17 protein-coding genes, 1 tRNA gene and 1 pseudogene are annotated in these 18,471 nt (G+C 67.1%); 8 read left to right on the top strand and 11 right to left on the bottom strand.

Annotated features, from left to right (window positions below; genetic code table 11):
• The first annotated feature begins 313 nt into the window (after positions 1-313).
• Together LTV02_RS32975 and LTV02_RS32970 are read left to right on the top strand one after the other, a co-directional pair.
• Positions 314-1,219 carry a phytanoyl-CoA dioxygenase family protein gene (locus LTV02_RS32975; RefSeq protein WP_233035559.1) on the top strand — a complete coding sequence of 302 codons (906 nt, stop codon included), beginning with the start codon at positions 314-316 and terminating at the stop codon, positions 1,217-1,219.
• A 67-nt stretch (positions 1,220-1,286) separates the two neighbouring features.
• Entirely contained in the window at positions 1,287-2,045 is a 759-nt protein-coding gene (locus LTV02_RS32970; protein WP_233035558.1) for a copper homeostasis protein CutC, read from the top strand.
• A gap of 838 nt (positions 2,046-2,883) precedes the next feature.
• On the opposite strand, the pseudogene LTV02_RS32965 reads toward LTV02_RS32970, so the two are convergent.
• From LTV02_RS32965 to LTV02_RS32955, 3 genes and pseudogenes are all read right to left on the bottom strand, one after another.
• Positions 2,884-4,149: pseudogene (locus LTV02_RS32965) on the bottom strand (YibE/F family protein); the annotation flags it as partial.
• Between the two features lie 479 nt (positions 4,150-4,628).
• Entirely contained in the window at positions 4,629-5,885 is a 1,257-nt protein-coding gene (locus tag LTV02_RS32960) for a pyridoxal phosphate-dependent aminotransferase (protein ID WP_157762583.1), read from the bottom strand.
• Positions 5,886-5,913: 28 nt separating this feature from the next.
• On the bottom strand, positions 5,914-7,332 hold the full coding sequence (locus LTV02_RS32955; protein WP_233035557.1) for a helix-turn-helix domain-containing protein: 1,419 nt from the start codon (positions 7,330-7,332) through the stop codon (positions 5,914-5,916).
• 201 nt (positions 7,333-7,533) lie between these two features.
• On the opposite strand from LTV02_RS32955, the gene LTV02_RS32950 reads away from it, so the two are divergent.
• Entirely contained in the window at positions 7,534-7,983 is a 450-nt protein-coding gene (locus tag LTV02_RS32950) for a hypothetical protein (RefSeq protein ID WP_233035556.1), read from the top strand.
• 135 nt (positions 7,984-8,118) lie between these two features.
• Here LTV02_RS32950 and LTV02_RS32945 read toward each other — a convergent pair whose 3' ends face one another.
• The 3 genes from LTV02_RS32945 to ctaD all read right to left on the bottom strand — a co-directional run bounded on the left by LTV02_RS32945 (position 8,119) and on the right by ctaD (position 12,163).
• Positions 8,119-9,528, bottom strand: coding sequence for an Hsp70 family protein (locus LTV02_RS32945; RefSeq protein ID WP_233035555.1), 1,410 nt, complete (start codon positions 9,526-9,528; stop codon positions 8,119-8,121).
• Between the two features lie 263 nt (positions 9,529-9,791).
• Entirely contained in the window at positions 9,792-10,370 is a 579-nt protein-coding gene (gene dcd, locus LTV02_RS32940; RefSeq protein WP_233035554.1) for a dCTP deaminase, read from the bottom strand.
• Positions 10,371-10,402: 32 nt separating this feature from the next.
• Complete coding sequence (gene ctaD, locus LTV02_RS32935) at positions 10,403-12,163, bottom strand: aa3-type cytochrome oxidase subunit I (RefSeq protein ID WP_233035553.1); 1,761 nt, start codon at positions 12,161-12,163, stop codon at positions 10,403-10,405.
• 270 nt (positions 12,164-12,433) lie between these two features.
• Here ctaD and LTV02_RS32930 point away from each other — a divergent pair.
• Positions 12,434-12,507, top strand: a tRNA-Gly gene (locus LTV02_RS32930).
• A 66-nt stretch (positions 12,508-12,573) separates the two neighbouring features.
• On the opposite strand, the gene LTV02_RS32925 is transcribed toward LTV02_RS32930, so the two are convergent.
• The 4 genes from LTV02_RS32925 to LTV02_RS32910 form a co-directional block, all read right to left on the bottom strand.
• Entirely contained in the window at positions 12,574-12,999 is a 426-nt protein-coding gene (locus tag LTV02_RS32925; RefSeq protein ID WP_233035552.1) for a hypothetical protein, read from the bottom strand.
• 109 nt (positions 13,000-13,108) lie between these two features.
• The gene (locus LTV02_RS32920) at positions 13,109-13,453 is read right to left on the bottom strand and encodes a hypothetical protein (protein ID WP_233035551.1); all 345 of its coding nucleotides are present in this window, start codon (positions 13,451-13,453) and stop codon (positions 13,109-13,111) included.
• A gap of 47 nt (positions 13,454-13,500) precedes the next feature.
• A complete protein-coding gene (locus LTV02_RS32915; RefSeq protein ID WP_067720782.1) occupies positions 13,501-13,797 on the bottom strand; it encodes a hypothetical protein in 297 nt (98 codons plus the stop codon).
• Positions 13,784-14,008 (bottom strand): hypothetical protein, encoded by a 225-nt coding sequence (locus LTV02_RS32910; protein WP_233035550.1) that lies wholly within the window; start codon positions 14,006-14,008, stop codon positions 13,784-13,786. Before LTV02_RS32910 ends, LTV02_RS32915 begins: the two co-directional genes overlap by 14 nt.
• Positions 14,009-14,129: 121 nt before the next feature.
• Here LTV02_RS32910 and LTV02_RS32905 point away from each other — a divergent pair, with 121 nt between their 5' ends.
• From LTV02_RS32905 to LTV02_RS32890, 4 genes are all read left to right on the top strand, one after another.
• The gene (locus tag LTV02_RS32905) at positions 14,130-14,912 is read left to right on the top strand and encodes an alpha/beta fold hydrolase (protein WP_233035549.1); all 783 of its coding nucleotides are present in this window, start codon (positions 14,130-14,132) and stop codon (positions 14,910-14,912) included.
• 3 nt (positions 14,913-14,915) lie between these two features.
• Positions 14,916-15,677 carry a crotonase/enoyl-CoA hydratase family protein gene (locus tag LTV02_RS32900; protein WP_233035548.1) on the top strand — a complete coding sequence of 254 codons (762 nt, stop codon included), beginning with the start codon at positions 14,916-14,918 and terminating at the stop codon, positions 15,675-15,677.
• 158 nt (positions 15,678-15,835) lie between these two features.
• Positions 15,836-16,945 (top strand): DUF4185 domain-containing protein, encoded by a 1,110-nt coding sequence (locus LTV02_RS32895; RefSeq protein ID WP_067720779.1) that lies wholly within the window; start codon positions 15,836-15,838, stop codon positions 16,943-16,945.
• A 76-nt stretch (positions 16,946-17,021) separates the two neighbouring features.
• Complete coding sequence (locus tag LTV02_RS32890) at positions 17,022-17,765, top strand: class I SAM-dependent methyltransferase (protein ID WP_233035547.1); 744 nt, start codon at positions 17,022-17,024, stop codon at positions 17,763-17,765.
• Here LTV02_RS32890 and LTV02_RS32885 read toward each other — a convergent pair.
• Positions 17,762-18,364, bottom strand: a complete 603-nt coding sequence (locus LTV02_RS32885) for an alpha/beta hydrolase family protein (RefSeq protein WP_233035546.1) — start codon at positions 18,362-18,364, stop codon at positions 17,762-17,764. The two genes, LTV02_RS32890 and LTV02_RS32885, sit on opposite strands and share 4 nt — an antisense overlap.
• Positions 18,365-18,471 lie beyond the last annotated feature (107 nt).

Raw genomic sequence — 18,471 nt, 5'->3', positions numbered from 1 at the left:
CAACTGACGAAGGGCGGCGCTACCACTCGGTAGCGCCGCCCTTCTCGGTCATCCGGGCGGCGCAGCCCACTCCGTCATCCCGGCATGCTTCAAGCCGGGGTCCACGCCCGAGCGAGCCGTGTGGATTCCGGCTGAGAGCACGCCGGAATGACGAGGGCAGATGGGGATTGCGGCGTGTAATACCCCGAATCGGGCATGGCACGCCGAAGCAAAGCCGGTGTTCGGGCGTGTTGGTTGCATGCGGGCGGGCCGGTGCGATGGGTGGGTTAGGGTCCGAATTCAGCGTGCCCCAAACCTCTTCCGGGACAAGATCATGACAGTTGTGTACTCCGCACCCACCGTCACCGAGGCCGAACGTCGCGAACTGATCTACCGGGGGGCGGTGTGCGCCTTTCCCGCGAACCCGGCCACCACCGCGCTGGTGGATTTCGCGCGGGAGTTGATCGGCGAGGCGTTCGGGGAGCTGGATCCGCGGACGGCGCAGCACGAATTGCCGGTGGAGCGGATGGTGCAGATCCTCGCCGAACTCAAACCGCGGTTCATTCACCATCCGAAATCGAAGGAACTGGTGGCCGGGGTGATGGCGGCCATGGGGTGCGACGAGCAGACCTATTTCGATGTGCCGCGGCTGCGCACTTCGACTTCGGACGGGTATCTGACCACGGGGATTTCCTATGTCTTCCACGCCCATCGCGACACCTGGTACTCGGCCCCGTTCTGCCAGATCAACTGGTGGCTGCCGATCTTCGAGGTGACCGAGCGCAATGCAATGTGCTTCCATCCCCGCTATTTCGCACAGCCCGTACCGAATTCGTCGGACGGCTACGACTACGACGAATGGAATCGCACCTCGCGTTTCAATGCCGCCAGCCATGTCGGCAAGGACACCCGGATACAGCCGCGCATCACCGGCGACGCCGAACTGGAGCCGAATACCGTGGTCCTGCCCGAACGCGGCGGGCTCATGATGTTCTCCGCGAACCAGCTGCATTCCTCACTGCCGAACGATTCCGGCGTGACCCGTTTCTCCATCGACTTCCGCACCGTGCACCTCGCGGATGTGACGGCCGCGCGCGGCGCCCGCAATGTGGACTCCGCCTGCACGGGCACCAACCTGCGTGACTTCCTGCACCCGCGCACGCACGCGCCGGTCGGCGACGATCTGGCCGTCGCCTACCAGCGAGCGGTCGGTTCGCTACCCGAGACCGCGGTCTCCTGACCTGGTCAGCGCCATTCCGCTAATCCCAGGCAAACGAAGTGGGGAGGTTTCGCCCATACTGCAAGGTATGACGGATGCGCAGCCGGTAAGGGTCGAGATCGCCGTGGAGAACCTCGCCGGGGTCCGGATCGCGGACGCGGCGGGCGCGTCCCGGGTCGAACTGGGCACCGGATTGTCCGGCGGCGGCCTCACCCCGTCCGCCGCGCTCATCGAAGCGGCCGTGGGCGCGGTCACCGATACCGAGGTGCACGTGCTGATTCGGCCGCGCACCGGCGATTTCCGGTACGCGCCCGAGGAGATCGAGCTGATCCGCACCGATATCGAATGGGCCCGGCGGCTCGGCGCGCACGGCGTGGTGTTCGGCGTGCTGGACGCGGACGGCAATGTGGATCGCGCCGCCAACGCCGAACTGCGCGCCGCCGCTGACGGCATGCAGGCCACCTTCCACCGCGCCTTCGATATCTGCACCGACCCCTACAGCGGTTTCGACACGCTCCTCGAACTCGGTTTCACCAGGCTCCTCACCTCCGGCCGCCAGCTGTCGGTTCTCGACGGCGCCCCGCTGATCGCGCGCCTGGTGAACCTGGCCGCGGGCCGCATCGACGTGATGGCCTGCGGCGGCCTCCGCGCCGACAATGCCCGCCGCGTCCTCGAATTGACCGGCGTGCGGGATCTGCATGCCGCCGTACGACTTCCGGTGCCGGGACTGCCCCCACAACCGGATAACGAAGTATCGTTCGCCGAATCGAGCGTGCCGACCGGTTTCGACCATTTCGCCACCGACCCCGCAGGCGTCGCAGCTCTGATCGAAGCCGCCGCGAACTGAACCCGGAGCCGCGAACACGCCTGCCAGCTCCGGCCGACCAGGCCAGAACCCCGGCGCGCGACCTGGAACAGCCTGGCGCGCAAAAGAAATCGCGCCCGGCCCGAAGGAGCCGGGCGCGATCTCATTACTCGGGCCGGGAATGCCTGCCGCCGCGCGGCGGCTCGGGCGGCGTCTCCGGCCACCCGGACTGCTCCGGCCACGCCGCCTGCTCCGGCTCCGGCTCCGGCTCCGACCCGAACCAATCCTGTTGCGGCTCGGGTGCGGCCTGGTAGTCCCCGGAATCGAATCGCCCCGGCGTTCGGCCGCGGTAAGGCGAGTAACCCCCGGTGGCAGGCTGCCCCGCCGCTGGATCACCGAAAGCCGGAAAGCTTCCGGTAGTCGGCTGCCCCGCCGCTTGATTACCGAAGGCCGGAAAGCTCCCCGTGGTCGGCTGCTGCGGCGTTTGATCACCGTGCGGCGGATAGTTCCCGGAGTTCGGCTGTTGCGGCGTTTGATCACCCCGGGGCGGATAGTTCCCGGCGTTCGGCTGTTGCGGCGCTTGATCACCGCGGGGCGGATAGTTGCCGGAGTTCGGCTGCTGCGGCGTATTGCCGCCATAGGCCGGAAACTCGCCGGTGCGCGGTTGCGCGGGCCAGTCGCCGGTTCGGGGACCGTTGGGCTGCAGGGTGATTCGGGGGGCGGGTGGGACGACCGTGGCGGTGCGGGGGACGGTCGGCGATTCCGGGGTGCCCGGATCACCGAGCGAGACATCCGCGTCCAGGTCCGCTTCGGTCCGGGTCCGGCGGGCCGCGGGCGTGCGGTTACCGGCGGCGCGCGGACCGGTTCGCGCACCGGCCTTGGCCGCCGGGCGTTTCCGGGCGGGCGCGGGGACCGGCTTGGCACCGAAGGGGCGGGCCAGCATGACCGCGATGAGGGTGGTCAACGGCACCGACATGGCCAGTGCGATACCGCCGACCGCAGACCGCGCGATCTCGATGCCGACCGCGTCACCGGTGAGCACATCGCGAATGGACCGCCCCGCCACACTGAACAGCAGCAGCAGGGGCAGTGCGCCGCCGGCGTAGGCGAGCACCAGGGTGTAGACGGTACTGGCGATGTGGTCCCGGCCGACGCGCATGGCGGCGGCGAAAATGCTGCGGCGCGTGGCCTTCTCGTCCAGCGCCGCGAGCTCGAACGCCGCCGACGCCTGCGTGATGGTCACATCGTTGAGCACGCCCAGCGAACCGATGATGAAGCCCGCCAACAGCAATCCGGTAATGCTGACATGCTGCAGATACGTGGCCACATTGGTGTTCTGCTCTTCCGAGAGCCCCGTCAGATGCGTCATCTCCAGGACCACCCACGACAGCACCGCCGCCAGCACCATCGAGGTCAAAGTGCCCAGCAGCGCCGAACTGGTGCGCAGATTCACCCCGTGCGCGAGGTACAGCACCGCGTAGAGAATCAGCGCTCCCGACACCAGCGCGACCGGAATCGCCGGCTTCCCGTCCAGCAGCGCCGGCAACAGGAACACCACCAGCACCCCGAACGCGAACACCAGCCCGAGCAGCGCCCGCAACCCGCGCCAGCGCGCCACCACGATGATCACCACCGCGAACACGATGGCGATGATGGTCAGCGGCAGCCCGCGCGCGAAGTCCTCGAACGAATACATCGGCGTCCCATTGGGATCCGCCTGCCGCACGATCCGGATCTTGTCACCCTGGTGCAGCTCGGGTTGCCCCGGCCCCTTGGCGATTTCGAGCAGCGTCTTGTTCCCCTGGTGCGGCCCGGAATCGATCGAGACGATGCTCCGATCACAGCTGTAGGAGTTGTTGCGCGGCGGCTGTGGATCATCCGGGAACACCTTCCCGATCGACGGGCTACCGCAGGCCCCGAAGTCCTGGCTGATCACCGTGCCCGCTTCGGTCTCCACGGCCCCGCCGCCCGCGTTCTGCATCGGCAACGGAATATCGACGTGCTGCGCACTCGGCCACAGCCACACCGCCCCGGCCAGAACCAGCACGCCGATGGCGACGAGCAACCCGACCACCACCCGCGCGGCGGTATCACCGATCGCAATGGGTCCGGAGTGGTCGTGGTGATGGTGGTGGTGATCGCTCACCCGACGAGCCTAAACGAAAACGGTTCCCCATTCCCCGGAGGTCAGTGCACCAAGGTGACAACTGATTTCGCAAGGATCGGGGTAACTCACCGGGTACGCCCAAAATTGTTTCGGCTCTCGACCGCCGGCACGCGTTGCCAACAGGAGACGGCTCTCTGCCGCGCGCTGAATTCGCGGAGAGGCGGAGGAGAAAGTTAAGGGGGCGGCGGAGAGCAGGGGGATGTCTCCGCCGCCCGGGGGGTGGTGGCCCAGGGGGGGTAGGCCACGCAACCCGGGGCTGGACGGACCAGGGGGGGTAGTCGGTCCAGCCGGGGCACTTGAAGTGCCGAGGACCACTGTACACAAAAGTCAGTTCTTTGCGCTAGCTAAGTCTCTAAAAACCCAACTTTTTCGTACTAGCGGTTTGTTTTAGCCACTGACACAAGGGGGCCATCCGGTCCCCTGTACCCGAGGGTACAGGGCAAATACCCCAAGTACCCCTATTGGCGATAGCTCGAGAGGAAGTTTCCGAACCGCTCGATCGCCACCGACAGGTCCCGCGCCCAGGGCAGCGTGACGATCCGCAAGTGGTCGTGATGCGGCCAGTTGAAGCCGGTCCCCTGCACCATGAGGATCTTCTCCTGGAGCAACAGGTCGAGCACCAGCTTCGAATCGTCGTGGATCTCGTGCACTTCCGGATCCAGCCGCGGGAACGCGTACAGCGCGCCCTTCGGCTTCACACACGACACGCCCGGAATGGTGTTGAGCTTCTCCCATGCCACATCGCGCTGCTCGAGTAGTCGCCCGCCCGGCAGCACCAGATCCTCGATGCTCTGATGTCCGCCCAGCGCCACCTGAATCGCATGCTGCGCAGGCACATTCGGGCAGAGCCGGGTCGAAGCCAGCAGATCGATGCCCTCGATGAACCCGGCCGCGTGATCCTTCGGCCCGGTGATCACCAGCCAGCCGGAGCGGTATCCGGCCACCCGGTACGCCTTGGACAGACCATTGAAGGTCAGGCACAGCAGGTCGGGCGCGAGCGTCGCAAGGGACGTGTGCTTGGCATCGTCGTAGAGGATCTTGTCGTAGATCTCGTCCGCGAGCAGCAGCAGCTGATGCTTGCGCGCCAGGTCCACGACCTGCTGCAGCACCTCCGCCGAATAGACCGCACCCGTCGGGTTGTTCGGGTTGATCACGACGATCGCCTTGGTCTTGTCCGTGATCTTGGATTCCATATCGGCGATATCCGGCTGCCAGTCATTGGACTCGTCGCACAGGTAGTGCACCGGGGTGCCGCCCGCGAGCGAGGTCATGGCCGTCCACAGCGGATAGTCCGGCGCGGGGATCAGCACCTCGTCGCCGTTGTCGAGCAGCGCCTGCATGGTGATGGTGATCAGCTCGGACACGCCGTTGCCCAGGTACACGTCGTCGACGTCGAACTCCGGGAAGCCCGGCACCAGCTCGTATCGGGTGAAGATGGCCCGCCGCGCCGGCAGGATGCCCTTCGACTCCGAGTATCCCTGCGCGTACGGCAGCGCCGCGATCATGTCGCGCATGATGACGTCGGGCGCGTCGAACCCGAACGGCGCCGGATTGCCGATATTCAGCTTGAGGATGCGATGTCCCTCGGCCTCCAGCCGTGCCGCATGCGCGTGTACCGGCCCACGGATCTCGTAGAGCACGTTCTGCAGCTTGGTGGATTGCTCCAGAACGCGTGGGGATCGATGCGGTAGGTGACCAGTGCTCACCCGTCCTATGGTGCCATCCGCCCGCAACCAGGAATTTTCAGCGCGGGGCATCCAGCGACAGCATGCCCTTGGCGGCGCTGGTTCCGCAGAACTCCTCGATGCGCTCGTCCAGGTGACGGGCCTCGACCGCGTCCCGGAAATCCGGGGAGGCGAGCCGCCGGCGCAGACTGCTGAGCCGTTCACCCAATTGTGCGATGCGCTTGTCCTCCTCCAATTGCAGCACCGGTTCGAGCGCTTCGGCCGCGCCGTCCAGGCTGCCGTTGATCAGGTGCGCGGTCGCGCAATCCACCCGGGCCAGCGACTCCGCGCCGTAGGACCGCTCCTCGGTCGGGCCGTTGGCATACAGGTCGATGGCCCGGCGGGTGGCGTCCAGCGCCAGCTCGGCCTGCCCGAGATGGATATAGGTGGCGCCCGCGTAGTAATGGCTCTTGGGCTGGTTGAACCCGAACACGCCGCCGACCTCGTCGTGCAGGGTGTCGCTGCTGCCGCCGCCCTCGCGCGCGTCGTCGGCCGCGCGGATGCACCGTTCGGTATCGGTGGCGCTGCCCAGCCGCGACCAGATGCGGGCCTCGATATTGAGCAGCCGCACCCGGGCGGTCACCGATTCCGCGTACTGCTGTCCGCTCTGCGCCAGCACCACCGCGCGCCGCGGCTGCTCCGACCGGTACTCGATGAGCGCCTGCATCCCGCGGGTCCAGGCGCGTAATCCGTTGTGCCCGCACAGCTCCGCGTAAGCCCAAGCGGCCCTGGCCTGTTCGCCGGCCGCATCGACATAGCCCAGATCGGTGGAGGCATTGGCCAGCAGACCGGACAAAATTCCGGCCAGTTGATATAGGTGGGAAGTATCGGCCGGACGTTGATGGCCTTCCAGCAACCGGTACACGCGACGCCGCACCCGCAACATCTCCACCATCATCGGCACCGGCGGCACATGCACGTAGTCGTTCGCGATGCGCGTGACATCCGCATCGAATTGCTCCAATGCGGTCGCACCCACATTGCTGCTCTCCGCCCGACCGGCGTGCTCACTTGCTTCATGGGCAGCCGCCATGATCAGATCCCTCTCCGAAATCGCCGCTAACGCATCGCCTCTCATCGCACCCGTATCGACGAGTGCCAGCAGTTCCGCGTCGCTGGAATAACTGGCTTGCGCCGTGGTGCCGGACCGCACATCGGAACCGGCTTGACGCACATCGAAACCGGGAACGGCGGGGCGGTCGATCAAGGGTTGATCGATCAAAGCCGCGAACCGTGCCCGCACAACATCGTCGGACCTGGCAAGGGAAGTATCGAGAGCGGCCTGATTGACGGGGCGCGGATGCACCCGGTCACCACCGGCCTCCCACTTCGACACCAGGCGTTCGTGCACACCCAGATGTGCGGCGAACTCCCGGATACTCATGCGTTTGGCATCGCGGAGGGCGCGGGCCTCTTTGCCTGACCAGTGCCGGACCACGATGTCATCCCTTCCGAACGAACTCCGACATCCAGGGTATGCGCGCATCGTGACGGCGGCCACGTCCGAAACCTACCTGGTACCAGGGGATATACGGATCGGTAATAAGGGCAGCGAAAGGGCAGCGAAAGGCGGGTGCGCGGGCATTCACCTACCGCGGCCGGCCGCGCGACCCTGGTACCAAGACGAAGGAGTCGGGCGGTGAACGCGGACAAGCTGAGGACGGTCGAGGACTGGGTGTCCTACTACCGGCACGAATTCGGGCTGCCGGTCACCGAAAGAGGCGGATTCGTCATGCTTCCCGTCACCGGCCGGGTCGGAATCATCCACCTGCCGGTCGCCCGGGCCGAAAAGGTCCGCGCCGCACTGCAATCCCAGCATCGCACCGGGCCCATGCTGGCGCGGCAGATCCGCTGGAGCTTTCTCGCCGAACCCGACAGCCGGCCCGGTGATCAGGTGCTGGAAGCCCTGAACCGGCTGGATATCGGCATTCCCGCGATCGGCAGCGCGGTCATGCTGCCCACCGGATTGGGTCGCTGGACCCGCGAAGGATGTCACTGGGTGGTGCCGCCCGCCCGAGATCAGAAACTCCCACCCCTGTCGGTATTGATAACGACAGCTCTGGCGGTGGGAACCGAGAGCGAGGACTGAACGCAGCAGGTCCTCGCCGTCCGGCGCCCGCGCCGGGCCCACCGAGTCCGCCCCCTTCTGGCAGTCGACGGGGCGGACTCGGGGGGTGTTTTCACGATCCTCGCGAACAGCGCAAATGGGATTACAAGGTCAGTGTTATTGCTGCTGCTGGTTTTCGGCGGCCGCCGGGGCCGGGAAGAGGGGCGGGATGGTGGGCACGATTACCGGGGGGAGGCCGGGGATGATCGTGATGGTGTTCGGGCCGGCGGTGGGGGCCGGGGCCTCGGTGGTGGTGGTCTCGCGGCGCGGGGCGGGCACGGCGAGGGATTCGTTGGTGGCCTCGGTGGTGGTCGGGGCGACGGTGGTGGATTCGGTGGCGGGGCGGCTGGGGGTGACCGTGGCCGAGGTGGTGGCGTCGGAGGACTGCGAATCGTGTTCCAGGACTTGGGGTCCCCAGCCGAGGGAGACGCCGATGGCGGCCACGACCACGAGGGCGCCGACCGCCACGCCTGCGATGCTGATCTCGCGGCGGCGGGTCGGCTTCTCCGCCTGGGACGCGGTCGATAGCCAATCCGCGACCGGGTCCAGCGGGGGCAGCGACGAGGCGTCGTCCGGGGCCGACGGGAAGGGCACGGCCGCGGGGCGCTGCCGGACCGGGCGGGCCAGCAGGGCCGCGCCGCGGCTGGCGATGCTCTCCGGGCCGGGGGCAACGATCACCGGGACGCCGAGCCAGCGCCGCAAAACCTTTGCGACCAGCGGGATCTGAGCGCCGCCGCCGATCAGGGCGACCGCCTGCACCTGCTGTTCGGAGCGCAGGATGACATCGCGGGTCATGCGGGCCGAGGACTCCACGGCCAGCATGATCAGGGCTTCGAAATTCTCCTGGGACAACAGCACCAGGCCCTCGGGCGAGGGCAGTGCGACGGCGCTGCTGGTGGAGAGCTGTTCTTTGGCGGTGCGGCACAACGCGTCCAGCGCCGCCAGGCCCGCCTGGTCCGGTGGATGCGCGATCCGGCCGGACGCGATCTGCTGTTCGCGGATCAGCGAATCCAGGTAGTCGCCGCTGATATCGCTGGTGCGCTCGCTGAAACACACCTGCCGCGAACCGATATCGACCACCGTCACCGACAGCCCGGACGCGCCGAGATCGTAGAGCGCCAGCGTGCCGTAGCCCGGCGACGGCAGATGCGCCTGCAATTCGCCGGAGGATTCCAGGAATTCCAGCGCCGCGATCACATCCGGCACCAGTTCGTAATTGGTCAGCTGCCGGCGAGCCAGCTCGGCGCGAATGCCGCGCGCGTGCTGTTCGTCGCGGTAGGCGATGGCAGTCGCGGCGATCTGCGGATCGGCGGCCAGCAACGCGCTGACGGCATCGGCCGCCAATTCCTCCACCCGGCGTTCGCCGACCGGCACCGCCTGCAGATCGAATTGACCGGGGGCGCCGGAGGATCCCGCGCCGGGGAAGGACTCGGGCGCACCGAACGCGGGCCCGGCGGAACTCCCGGCGTGCGGACGTGCGACGCGCACCGCGCCCGTCCCCACCGAAACTCCCAGTACCGAACTCATCCGTTGCCCATCTCGTTCACACCCACTCGACCGGCGACGGCCACCCGTCCGCGGCGTGCCCGGAAATTGCCAGGCGCTGGGGGTGGAACCGTACATTACGGTGTGGTCACTGTACCTGTCGCCGACACCTTACGACGTGCCGAGCAATCCGTACACCCACAGTCTCACCAACTCGGCTGCACCACAGGGGCTTCAACTCCGAATCGTCGAAATGAAAAACTCCAGGCCGTACCGCGGTGCGAACTCACAATTGCCCGGGCGGCTCAATTGTGGTTGGACAGCGGGAAGTTCAGGTAGGCGCGGGACGGGGTGGGACCGCGCTGGCCCTGGTACTTGGAGCCCGCGGCGGCGCTGCCGTAAGGATGCTCGGCGGGACTGGACAGGCGGATCAGGCACAGCTGGCCGATCTTCATGCCCGGCCACAGCGTGATCGGCAGGTTCGCCACGTTCGACAGCTCCAGGGTGATGTGCCCGCTGAAACCCGGATCGATGAATCCGGCGGTCGAATGGGTGAGCAGGCCGAGCCGGCCCAGGCTGGACTTGCCCTCCAGCCGCCCGGCCAGATCGTCGGGCAGCGAGCACACCTCGAGGGTGGAGCCCAGCACGAACTCGCCCGGGTGCAGCACGAACGGCTCGCCGGGCGCGGGTTCCACCAGGGTGGTCAACTCGTCTTGGCGCTGAGCCGGATCGATATGGGTGTAGCGGGTGTTGTTGAACACCCGGAACAGGCTGTCGAGGCGCACGTCGATACTCGACGGTTGCACCAGGTCCTGGTCGAATGGCTCGAGCGCGAGACGCCCAGCGGCGATCTCCGCACGGATGTCACGATCGGAAAGGAGCACGGGCAAGAGCGTAGTGGGCGGACCGGGCCCGGTTACGCGCGGCCGGAGTCCTTGTCGAGGTCGACCGGTTCGGCGGCATCGGTGACCTGTTTCCTCCGGAGCCCCCAGCTGACGTGCGCCTCCGCGCGCATCCGGTCCACCATGTGCGGATAGTGCAGTTCGAAGGCCGGGCGTTCGGAGCGCACGCGGGGTAGTTCGTAGAAGTTGTGGCGGGGCGGCGGGCAGGTGGTGGCCCATTCCAGGGAGTTGCCGTAGCCCCACGGGTCGTCGACGGTGACCACTTCGCCGTAGCGGTAGCTCTTGAAGACGTTCCAGACGAAGGTGACCATCGAGAACCCGAGCACGAAGGATCCGACGGTCGAAATCGTGTTCAGGGTGGTGAACCCGTCACTGTCCAGATAGTCGGCGTAGCGGCGCGGCATGCCCTCGTTGCCCAGCCAGTGCTGCACCAGGAAGGTGAGGTGGAAGCCGAAGAAGGTGGTCCAGAAGTGCAGTTTGCCGAGGCGTTCGTCGAGCAGCCTGCCCGTCATCTTGGGGAACCAGAAGTAGATGCCGGCGAAGGTGGCGAACACGATGGTGCCGAACAGCACGTAATGGAAGTGCGCCACAACGAAATACGAGTCGGAGACGTGGAAGTCCAGCGGCGGGCTGGCCAGGATGACGCCGGACAGGCCGCCGAACAGGAAGGTCACCAGGAAGCCGACCGACCACAGCATGGGGGTTTCGAAGGTGAGCTGCCCGCGCCACATGGTGCCGATCCAGTTGAAGAACTTCACGCCGGTGGGCACCGCGATCAAGAACGTCATGAGCGAGAAGAACGGCAGCAGCACCGCGCCGGTGGCGTACATGTGGTGCGCCCACACCGCCACCGACAGCGCGGCGATGGACAGGGTCGCGTACACCAGCGTGCTGTAGCCGAAGAGCGGTTTGCGGCTGAACACCGGGAAGATCTCGGTCACGATGCCGAAGAAGGGCAGCGCGACGATGTACACCTCGGGATGGCCGAAGAACCAGAACAGGTGCTGCCACAGCAGTGCGCCGCCATTGGCCGAGTCGTAGATGTGCGCGCCCAGATGCCGGTCCACGGCCAGGGCCATCAGCGCGGCGGTGAGGATCGGGAACGCCAGCAGCACAAGCACACTCGTCACCAGGATGTTCCAGGTGAAGATGGGCATCCGGAACATGGTCATGCCCGGGCAGCGCAGGCAGATCACCGTGGTGATCATATTGACGCCGCCGAGGATGGTGCCGACGCCGGAGACGGCCAGGCCCATGATCCACAGATCCGCGCCCACGCCGGGCGCGTGCGTGAAATCGCTGAGCGGCGTGTAGGCCGTCCACCCGAAGTCCGCGGCCCCGCCCGGGGTGATGAACCCGGCCGTCGCCATGGTGGCCCCGAACAGGTACAGCCAGTAGCTCAGCGCATTGAGCCGCGGAAACGCCACATCGGGCGCCCCGATCTGGAGCGGCAGCACCGCATTGGCGAATCCGAAGACGATCGGTGTCGCATAGAACAGCAACATGATCGTCCCGTGCATGGTGAACAGCTGATTGAACTGTTCGGCCGACAGGAACTGCAGCCCCGGCCGCGCCAGCTCCGCCCGCATCAGCAGCGCCAGCACGCCGCCGATCAGGAAGAACGTCATGGCCGTGAACAAATACATGTTCCCGAGCATCTTGGGATCGGTAGTGGTGATGGCCTTCCACAGATACGACCCCTTGGGCCCCATCCGGCGCGGAAAAGGCCGCGCAGCCTCGATCTGCGGGACATCCCGCGCGGGCACCGCGGTCATAAGTCCTCCTCGGCCGCCGACCAGGACACGCGCAAACCAGCGCTCAGCTAACTCTCAGCGCATCCAAAGTCCCTGTGGTGGACGGGTTTTCGACCCGTCGCCCAGTCTACGACCGCCGGTAATCGACACGCCCCGCTTTCGATCGAATCCCCCGATCTTCGCGCCCGACACGCCGCACTCCACCCGAACCGGCCCCCGACCGGCCCCGACCGCAAAGAATTTGCACCCCCACACACCCCGTCTGATAGAGTCGCGAACGCACCACCAGATGCCGATGTAGTTCAATGGTAGAACTTCTGCTTCCCAAGCAGATGGCGCGGGTTCGATTCCCGTCATCGGCTCCACAAGGCCCCTGATCCCAGATCAGGGGCCTTTTTCATCCCCACCTCACACCCCGCTCGGGGCGCCGGTCAGATGCACTCGGAGACAACGCGCTTGGTAGCGGCGGTGGCCTTCTTGACGTCGTCCATGGTGAGGCCCAGTTCGGCGGGGCTGGCCGCGCCCGAGGTGTAGTCACTGCTCAGGATGACGCGAATGCCCGATTGGGAGATGCCTTCGGCCACATAGATGTTGGCGATGCAGTCGGCCGTCTTCTGGTCCAGGTGCCCCTTGTCCTGGAGCGACTGCGAGATCTGGCCGGCGGAGAGGGTGCCGGTGGGGACGCTGCCGGGGGTGGTCGTAGCGGCGGCCGATGACTTCGGGGCGGTGGAGGCGGCGGCCGGAGATGTGGACGCGGCGGCGCTGGTGGTGGCGGGTGCCACGGCCTGCTCGGCCTTGGTGCAGGCGGCCAGGAGGGGAAGGGTCAGCAGGGCTATGGCGAAGGCGGATTTCCGCATGGGGATCCTCGGGTCTCTGGGGTGTCGGGTTTCACCGTCACCCCAGAGCGTGGCCGCGGGGACTTGCGGATCGGTTAGCGAATACCAAAAGGGCTGGCCGGCATGGGGGCTACTTGGCCTTGTTGACGCATTCGGTCATGATGCGGCTGGTGGCGGCGCCCACCTTGGCCTGGTCGTCGGCGCTCATGCCGTTCTTGGCGGCGGCGTCGGGGTCCACGGCGGCGGACTTGGCGTCGGAGCTGACCATGAGGCGCAGGCCGTCCTGCGAAATGCCCTGGGTGTAATAGATTTTGGCGGCGCAGTCGGCCAGGTCGACGGGGAGGTTGGTGCTCTTGAAGTACTTGGCGAGTTCTTCCTGAGTGACGTTCGGCTTGGCATCGGCCTTGTCATTGCCCCCGCAGGCGGTCAGCAGCGGCAGCGCCACCAGCGCGGCGGCGATCAGGGAAATACGCACGGAAGTCTCGACTCTCGACGTTGGACGGTGAATGCCGAGGAACGATCTCACAGATCCATGGCCGCGCGCAGGGCAGTGTCGATACGGTCCACGATTTCGCCGTCCACGGCGTCGATGCGCTCGGCCAGCCAGCCGCGATAGATGCGGCCCAGATTGCCGGCGTGCACCCAGCCGTGCCCGGGAATCGGAACCGCCAGAATGTCCTGCGGGTCTTCCGATTCCACCTCCGCGGCGATCAGCCACGGACGCGGCGACTCGTTGATGCCGTCACTGCTGATGAGGATGATATTGCGGCGTCTCTTGGTGCCATGCGGGTGATAAACCCAGAGTTCACCCTTGCGCACGCATCTCCTTCTCGGCGGCTTTCCTTTCCGCCTCGTCGCCGACGGCGAGCTCGACCGGATCGGGACCGGGGACGCAACCCGTGCGCACGGCTTCGCGCCGGGCGGCGCGGGAGATCCACGCCGAGGGCGACATTCCCGCACGGGCCGCGGCCTGTTCGGCATACGACCAGGCCGCCTCGTCCAGCGACAGGGTCACTTTCCGGGTTGCCATACCTTTTATCGTACCGCCCGAACGGGCCGCGCAGACCGCCGTCGAGCGGCCGAAAAGCTCAACTGGCCCTCCGGCCACGACTGTTAGGGTCGGCGCACAGCACCAGGTCAGGGGAATGGAAATGACCAAGTTGAACCATCATCGCCAGGGCAGCGGGGACCCGCTCGTGCTCGTGCACGGCGTCGGCAGCCACTGGCAGGTGTGGGAACCGATCATCGGCACGCTCGCCGAGCGCTTCGACGTGATCGCCGTGGACCTGCCCGGATTCGGCGGCAGCGAACCACTCGCCACCACCACGGTCTCGACGCTCGCCGACGCGCTCGTGGACTTCCTCGCCGCCGAGGGCATCGAGAACCCGCATCTGGCAGGCAATTCCATGGGCGGCGGCATCATCCTCGATCTGGCCGCGCGCGGCCTGGCCCGCTCGGTCACCGCCTACTCCCCCATCGGATTCTGGGACACGCCCGGCCGGGTGTGGTGCCAGCAGGCGCTGGGCCGCGCCGAGCAGCTCACCAAACTGCTGCGCCCCGCCGTCCCCTCGCTCTTCGGCTCCGCCACCGGCCGCTCGACCTTCCTGGGCCTGGTGTTCGGCAAGCCGTGGGCGCTGACCCCGCGGGTCTCGGTGGACACCGTCGAGAACCTGCTGGCCTCGCCCGGCTTCCGCCCGGCCCTGGCCTCCTTCACCGAATTCCGGCTCCCGGACCCCAGCCGCCTGGACCACCTCCCGCTCACCATCGCCTGGGGCAACCGTGACATTCTGCTCACGTACGCCACCCAGTCCCGGCGCGCCCGCGCCGAACTGCCCGGCGCCCGGCATGTCACGCTGCAGGGCAGTGGCCACACGCCGTTCTACGACGACCCAGCCGGTTGCGCCCGGCTGCTGCTGGACCTGCTGGAGGACTGACCGATGAGCAACAATGTCACGCTGACCTTCGAGGGTGACCGCGCCTACGTCACCTTGGATCGCCCGGACAAGCACAACGGCCTCACCATCGAGATGCTGAACGAATTGGTGAAGACCGCCGGAATCATCGAGCGGCGCAAGGATATTCGCGCCGTCATCCTGTCCGGTAACGGCCCGAGCTTCAGCTCCGGCCTGGATGTCGCCAAGGCCATGGGCGATCCGCTGGCCATCATCCGCAATTTCGTGCCGCTGCCGTGGAAGGGCACCAATACCTTCCAGGAGGCGTGCTGGGCCTGGCGGCGGCTGCCGCAGCCGGTGATCGCGGTGGTGCACGGCCGTTGCTACGGCGGCGGGCTGCAATTGGCGCTGGCCGCCGATTTCCGTTTCGTCACACCGGATTCCGAGTTCTCGGTGATGGAGGCCAAGCACGGCCTGATCCCCGATATGTCCGGCGCGGCCACCCTGTCCCGGCTGATCGGCGTGGATCAGGCGCTGCTGCTGACCATGACCGCCGACCCGGTGGACGCCGCGTACGCCGAGCGTATCGGCCTGGTTACCGAGGTGTCGGCGGATCCGCGGGCGGCGGCGGAAAAGCTGGCCGATCGCATCGCCACCCGCTCCCCGCACGCGGTGGCCGCCGCGAAACGCCTGTTCGATCGCACCTGGACGGCGTCGGTCCGACGTACGCTGGCCGTCGAGCGCGCGACCCAGCTGCCGTTGATCCTGCGTCAGGCGCTTACCCGAGATACCAATTCGCAAACGTAAGGCAATTCACGGCAAACAATCCGGTTTGGAATCCCCACCGCGAGGGTATCGCTGTTAGCATTTTCACACTTTGCCAGCGAGTCGAACGTAATGTGCGGCCCGTCACATACCGTGCGGTCCGTTCATATTCGGCGACAACCGGAAGAGGACCCACCGCATTGACCAAGACCGCCCCCCTGCTGCTGTCCGCCCTAGCAGGTGCCACGGCCTTGCTCCTTACCGTGACCAGCCCGGCCGCAGCCAACCCCAACGCGATCAATCCGATTCCGGTGCTCAACGGCACCAATGGCTTGCCCCAGCTCCCGGGGCGCTCCAAAGCGGTCTTCCAGGTCACCGGCATGGCCAGCCCCAACAACACCCAGAACTACAACGTGCTCGGCACCGACCTCGGCATCATGTGGGACAACGGGAACGGCGAACTGCTCACCACCTTCGGTGACACCGCCGGGCTGGGCTTCCCCAACCTGCTGGTCGGCAGTACCTGGGCGTGGCGCTCCAATATCCTGGTGCGCTCGCACACCACCAACCCGGCCAACGGCATCTACTTCGATTCGGTCGTACGCGACGTGTTCGGGCAGGCCCGGGATCTCATCCCCAGCCCGAAGATCCCGTTCCTGGAGATCAGCCGCATTCCCACCGCGGCCATCTCGGTGGGCGGGGTGCAGTACATGAGCCTGATGTCGGTGAAGAGCTGGGACGACGTCGGGCAGTGGACCACCAACTACTCGGGCCTGGCCATCTCCGGTGACAATGGCGAGACCTGGGGCGAACTGCCCGCGACTCGCCGACCGGACGAGGGCGGCAACTCGAACTTCCAGATGAACGCGTTCGTCAAGGGCGGCGGGTTCGTCTACGAGTACGGGACGCAGTCGGGCCGCAACAATGCCGTGTTCCTGGCGCGGGTGCCGGAGGCGGCCATCGCGGATCTCGGTGCCTACGAGTACTGGGACGGCGGCGCCTGGAAGAAGGGCGACGTGAACGCGGCGCAGCCGGTGATCGGCGGCGGGATCTCCGAGATGTCGGTGCAGTGGAACGACTACCTCGGGCAATACATCATGCTCACCACCGATCCGTGGAACTCGGTGGTCATGTACCGCTCGCCTTCGCCCGAAGGCCCGTGGGGCGGGCCCGAAGTTCTCATCGACACCCGGGAACTGCCGACGGCCTACGCGCCCTACATTTTCCCCTACCAGACCGGCCGTGACCTGTACTTCCTCACGACCGTGCACAGTCAGTACAACGTGATCCTGATGCACACCACGTTGTGACCACCGCCTGACGGAATCGGCCGCGAACGAAAGTTCGCGGCCGATCGTCGTTTCGGGGGCTCCTAGACTCGCAACCATGGATGCCGTGGCATGGGACGAGCACTACGCCCGGACCGAATTGGTCTGGGGCGCACCGCCCAGCGATACCGTCGTGGAACAGGTCTTCGGACTGGAGCGCCGGCTGCCGCTCGGCGGTTTCGGTATCGGGGAGCCGCGACCCGAGTTGCCGCGTGCCCTCGATCTCGGCAGCGGGGAAGGGCGCAATGCGCTCTGGCTCGCCACGCACGGCTGGCAGGTCGACGCGGTCGACTATTCACAGGTGGGGATCGACAAGGGGCGGACCGTCGCATCCCGGTTGTCGCGGTCGGTGCGGTCCCGGATCAGCTGGCACCACGCCGACGTGACCGAACTGGAATCCGCGGGTTTGACCGGGCCGTACGAGCTGATCCTGATGGCCTACGTGCACATCCCCGCCGAAGATCGCCGCGCCCTGCTGCTGCGCGCGGCGGACATGCTCTCCCCCGAGGGCACCCTGCTGGTGCTCGGCCACGACCGGCTCAACCTCACCGAAGGCTATGGCGGCGAACAGGATCCGGCGCTGCTGTTCTCACCGGACGACATCCTCGCCGATCTCGGTCCGGCGGGCCCGGAGATCCGCATTCGCGCCGCCGATCGCATCCAGCGCCCGACCGAGGATCGCGATGCCATCGACGCGCTGGTGGTGGCGCACAAACCGGCCCCGGCCGAACCCGAGGAAGAGCCCGCGCTCGGCGGCGCGCCCGGTCTGCCCGAACTACCGCCCGGCACCGCATCGGACTAGGCGGTCCAGCGCTCCAGCCAGCGCGCGGCGGTGGCGGCGATCTCGTCGAAGCCGGCCCGATAGGAATGCGCCTGACCGGGGATGACCTGCACTTCGGCGGCGTCAGCGGCGTCCGGGATGCCGAACGGATCGCGCGCGCCGTTGATCACCACGACCTCGATATCGCCGGGCGCGAGCAGTTCCTCGCGCCGGGATTTCTCGGGCTTGCCCGGCGGATGCAATGGGAACGACAGCGCCAGCACGCCCCGCGCGCCCACCTCCCGCGCCGTCCGGCAAGCCACCCGCGCACCGTTGCTGCGCCCGCCCTGGACGATCGGCTTGCCCCGGAATTTCTTGCGCAGCGCCGCGACGATCTCCAGCCAGGCGGCGTCCTGCACGTCCGCCTTGCCCGGCGCGCGCCGTCCCGACACCCGATAGGGCTGCGTCACCAGCGCCACCGCGCCGCCCAGCGCCACGGCCGAATCGCGTACGGCGAGTAGGTCTTTCGCGTCCGTACCGCCCCCGGACCCGTGAGTCAAGATCAATAAGAACCCGGGGCTCTTCCGTCCGGGCCGATCGATCTCCACCTCGGCCGGTCCGGCACTCGTGTCGATGCGCACCGGACCACGGTATCGACCGGTGCGGAACCTCATCGCCCCAGGTCCGGGCCGGTGAGCCGGGACCGCCGGAATCCCCCGGCCCGCAACGGAACCGCGCTCGGGCACTA

Origin of the sequence: Nocardia yamanashiensis (genome assembly GCF_021183565.1) — a bacterium.
Lineage (GTDB): Bacteria > Actinomycetota > Actinomycetes > Mycobacteriales > Mycobacteriaceae > Nocardia > Nocardia yamanashiensis.
This window is presented reverse-complemented; position numbering and strand designations above follow the sequence as displayed.

Bases quoted from the DNA above. Each gene is read 5' to 3' on its own strand.
- LTV02_RS32975 (WP_233035559.1), top strand. From the start codon at position 314: ATGACAGTTGTGTACTCCGCACCCACCGTCACCGAGGCCGAACGTCGC.
- LTV02_RS32970 (WP_233035558.1), top strand. From the start codon at position 1,287: ATGACGGATGCGCAGCCGGTAAGGGTCGAGATCGCCGTGGAGAACCTC.
- LTV02_RS32945 (WP_233035555.1), bottom strand. From the start codon at position 9,528: ATGAGTTCGGTACTGGGAGTTTCGGTGGGGACGGGCGCGGTGCGCGTC.
- ctaD (WP_233035553.1), bottom strand. From the start codon at position 12,163: ATGACCGCGGTGCCCGCGCGGGATGTCCCGCAGATCGAGGCTGCGCGG.
- LTV02_RS32925 (WP_233035552.1), bottom strand. From the start codon at position 12,999: ATGCGGAAATCCGCCTTCGCCATAGCCCTGCTGACCCTTCCCCTCCTG.
- LTV02_RS32910 (WP_233035550.1), bottom strand. From the start codon at position 14,008: ATGGCAACCCGGAAAGTGACCCTGTCGCTGGACGAGGCGGCCTGGTCG.
- LTV02_RS32905 (WP_233035549.1), top strand. From the start codon at position 14,130: ATGACCAAGTTGAACCATCATCGCCAGGGCAGCGGGGACCCGCTCGTG.
- LTV02_RS32900 (WP_233035548.1), top strand. From the start codon at position 14,916: ATGAGCAACAATGTCACGCTGACCTTCGAGGGTGACCGCGCCTACGTC.
- LTV02_RS32890 (WP_233035547.1), top strand. From the start codon at position 17,022: ATGGATGCCGTGGCATGGGACGAGCACTACGCCCGGACCGAATTGGTC.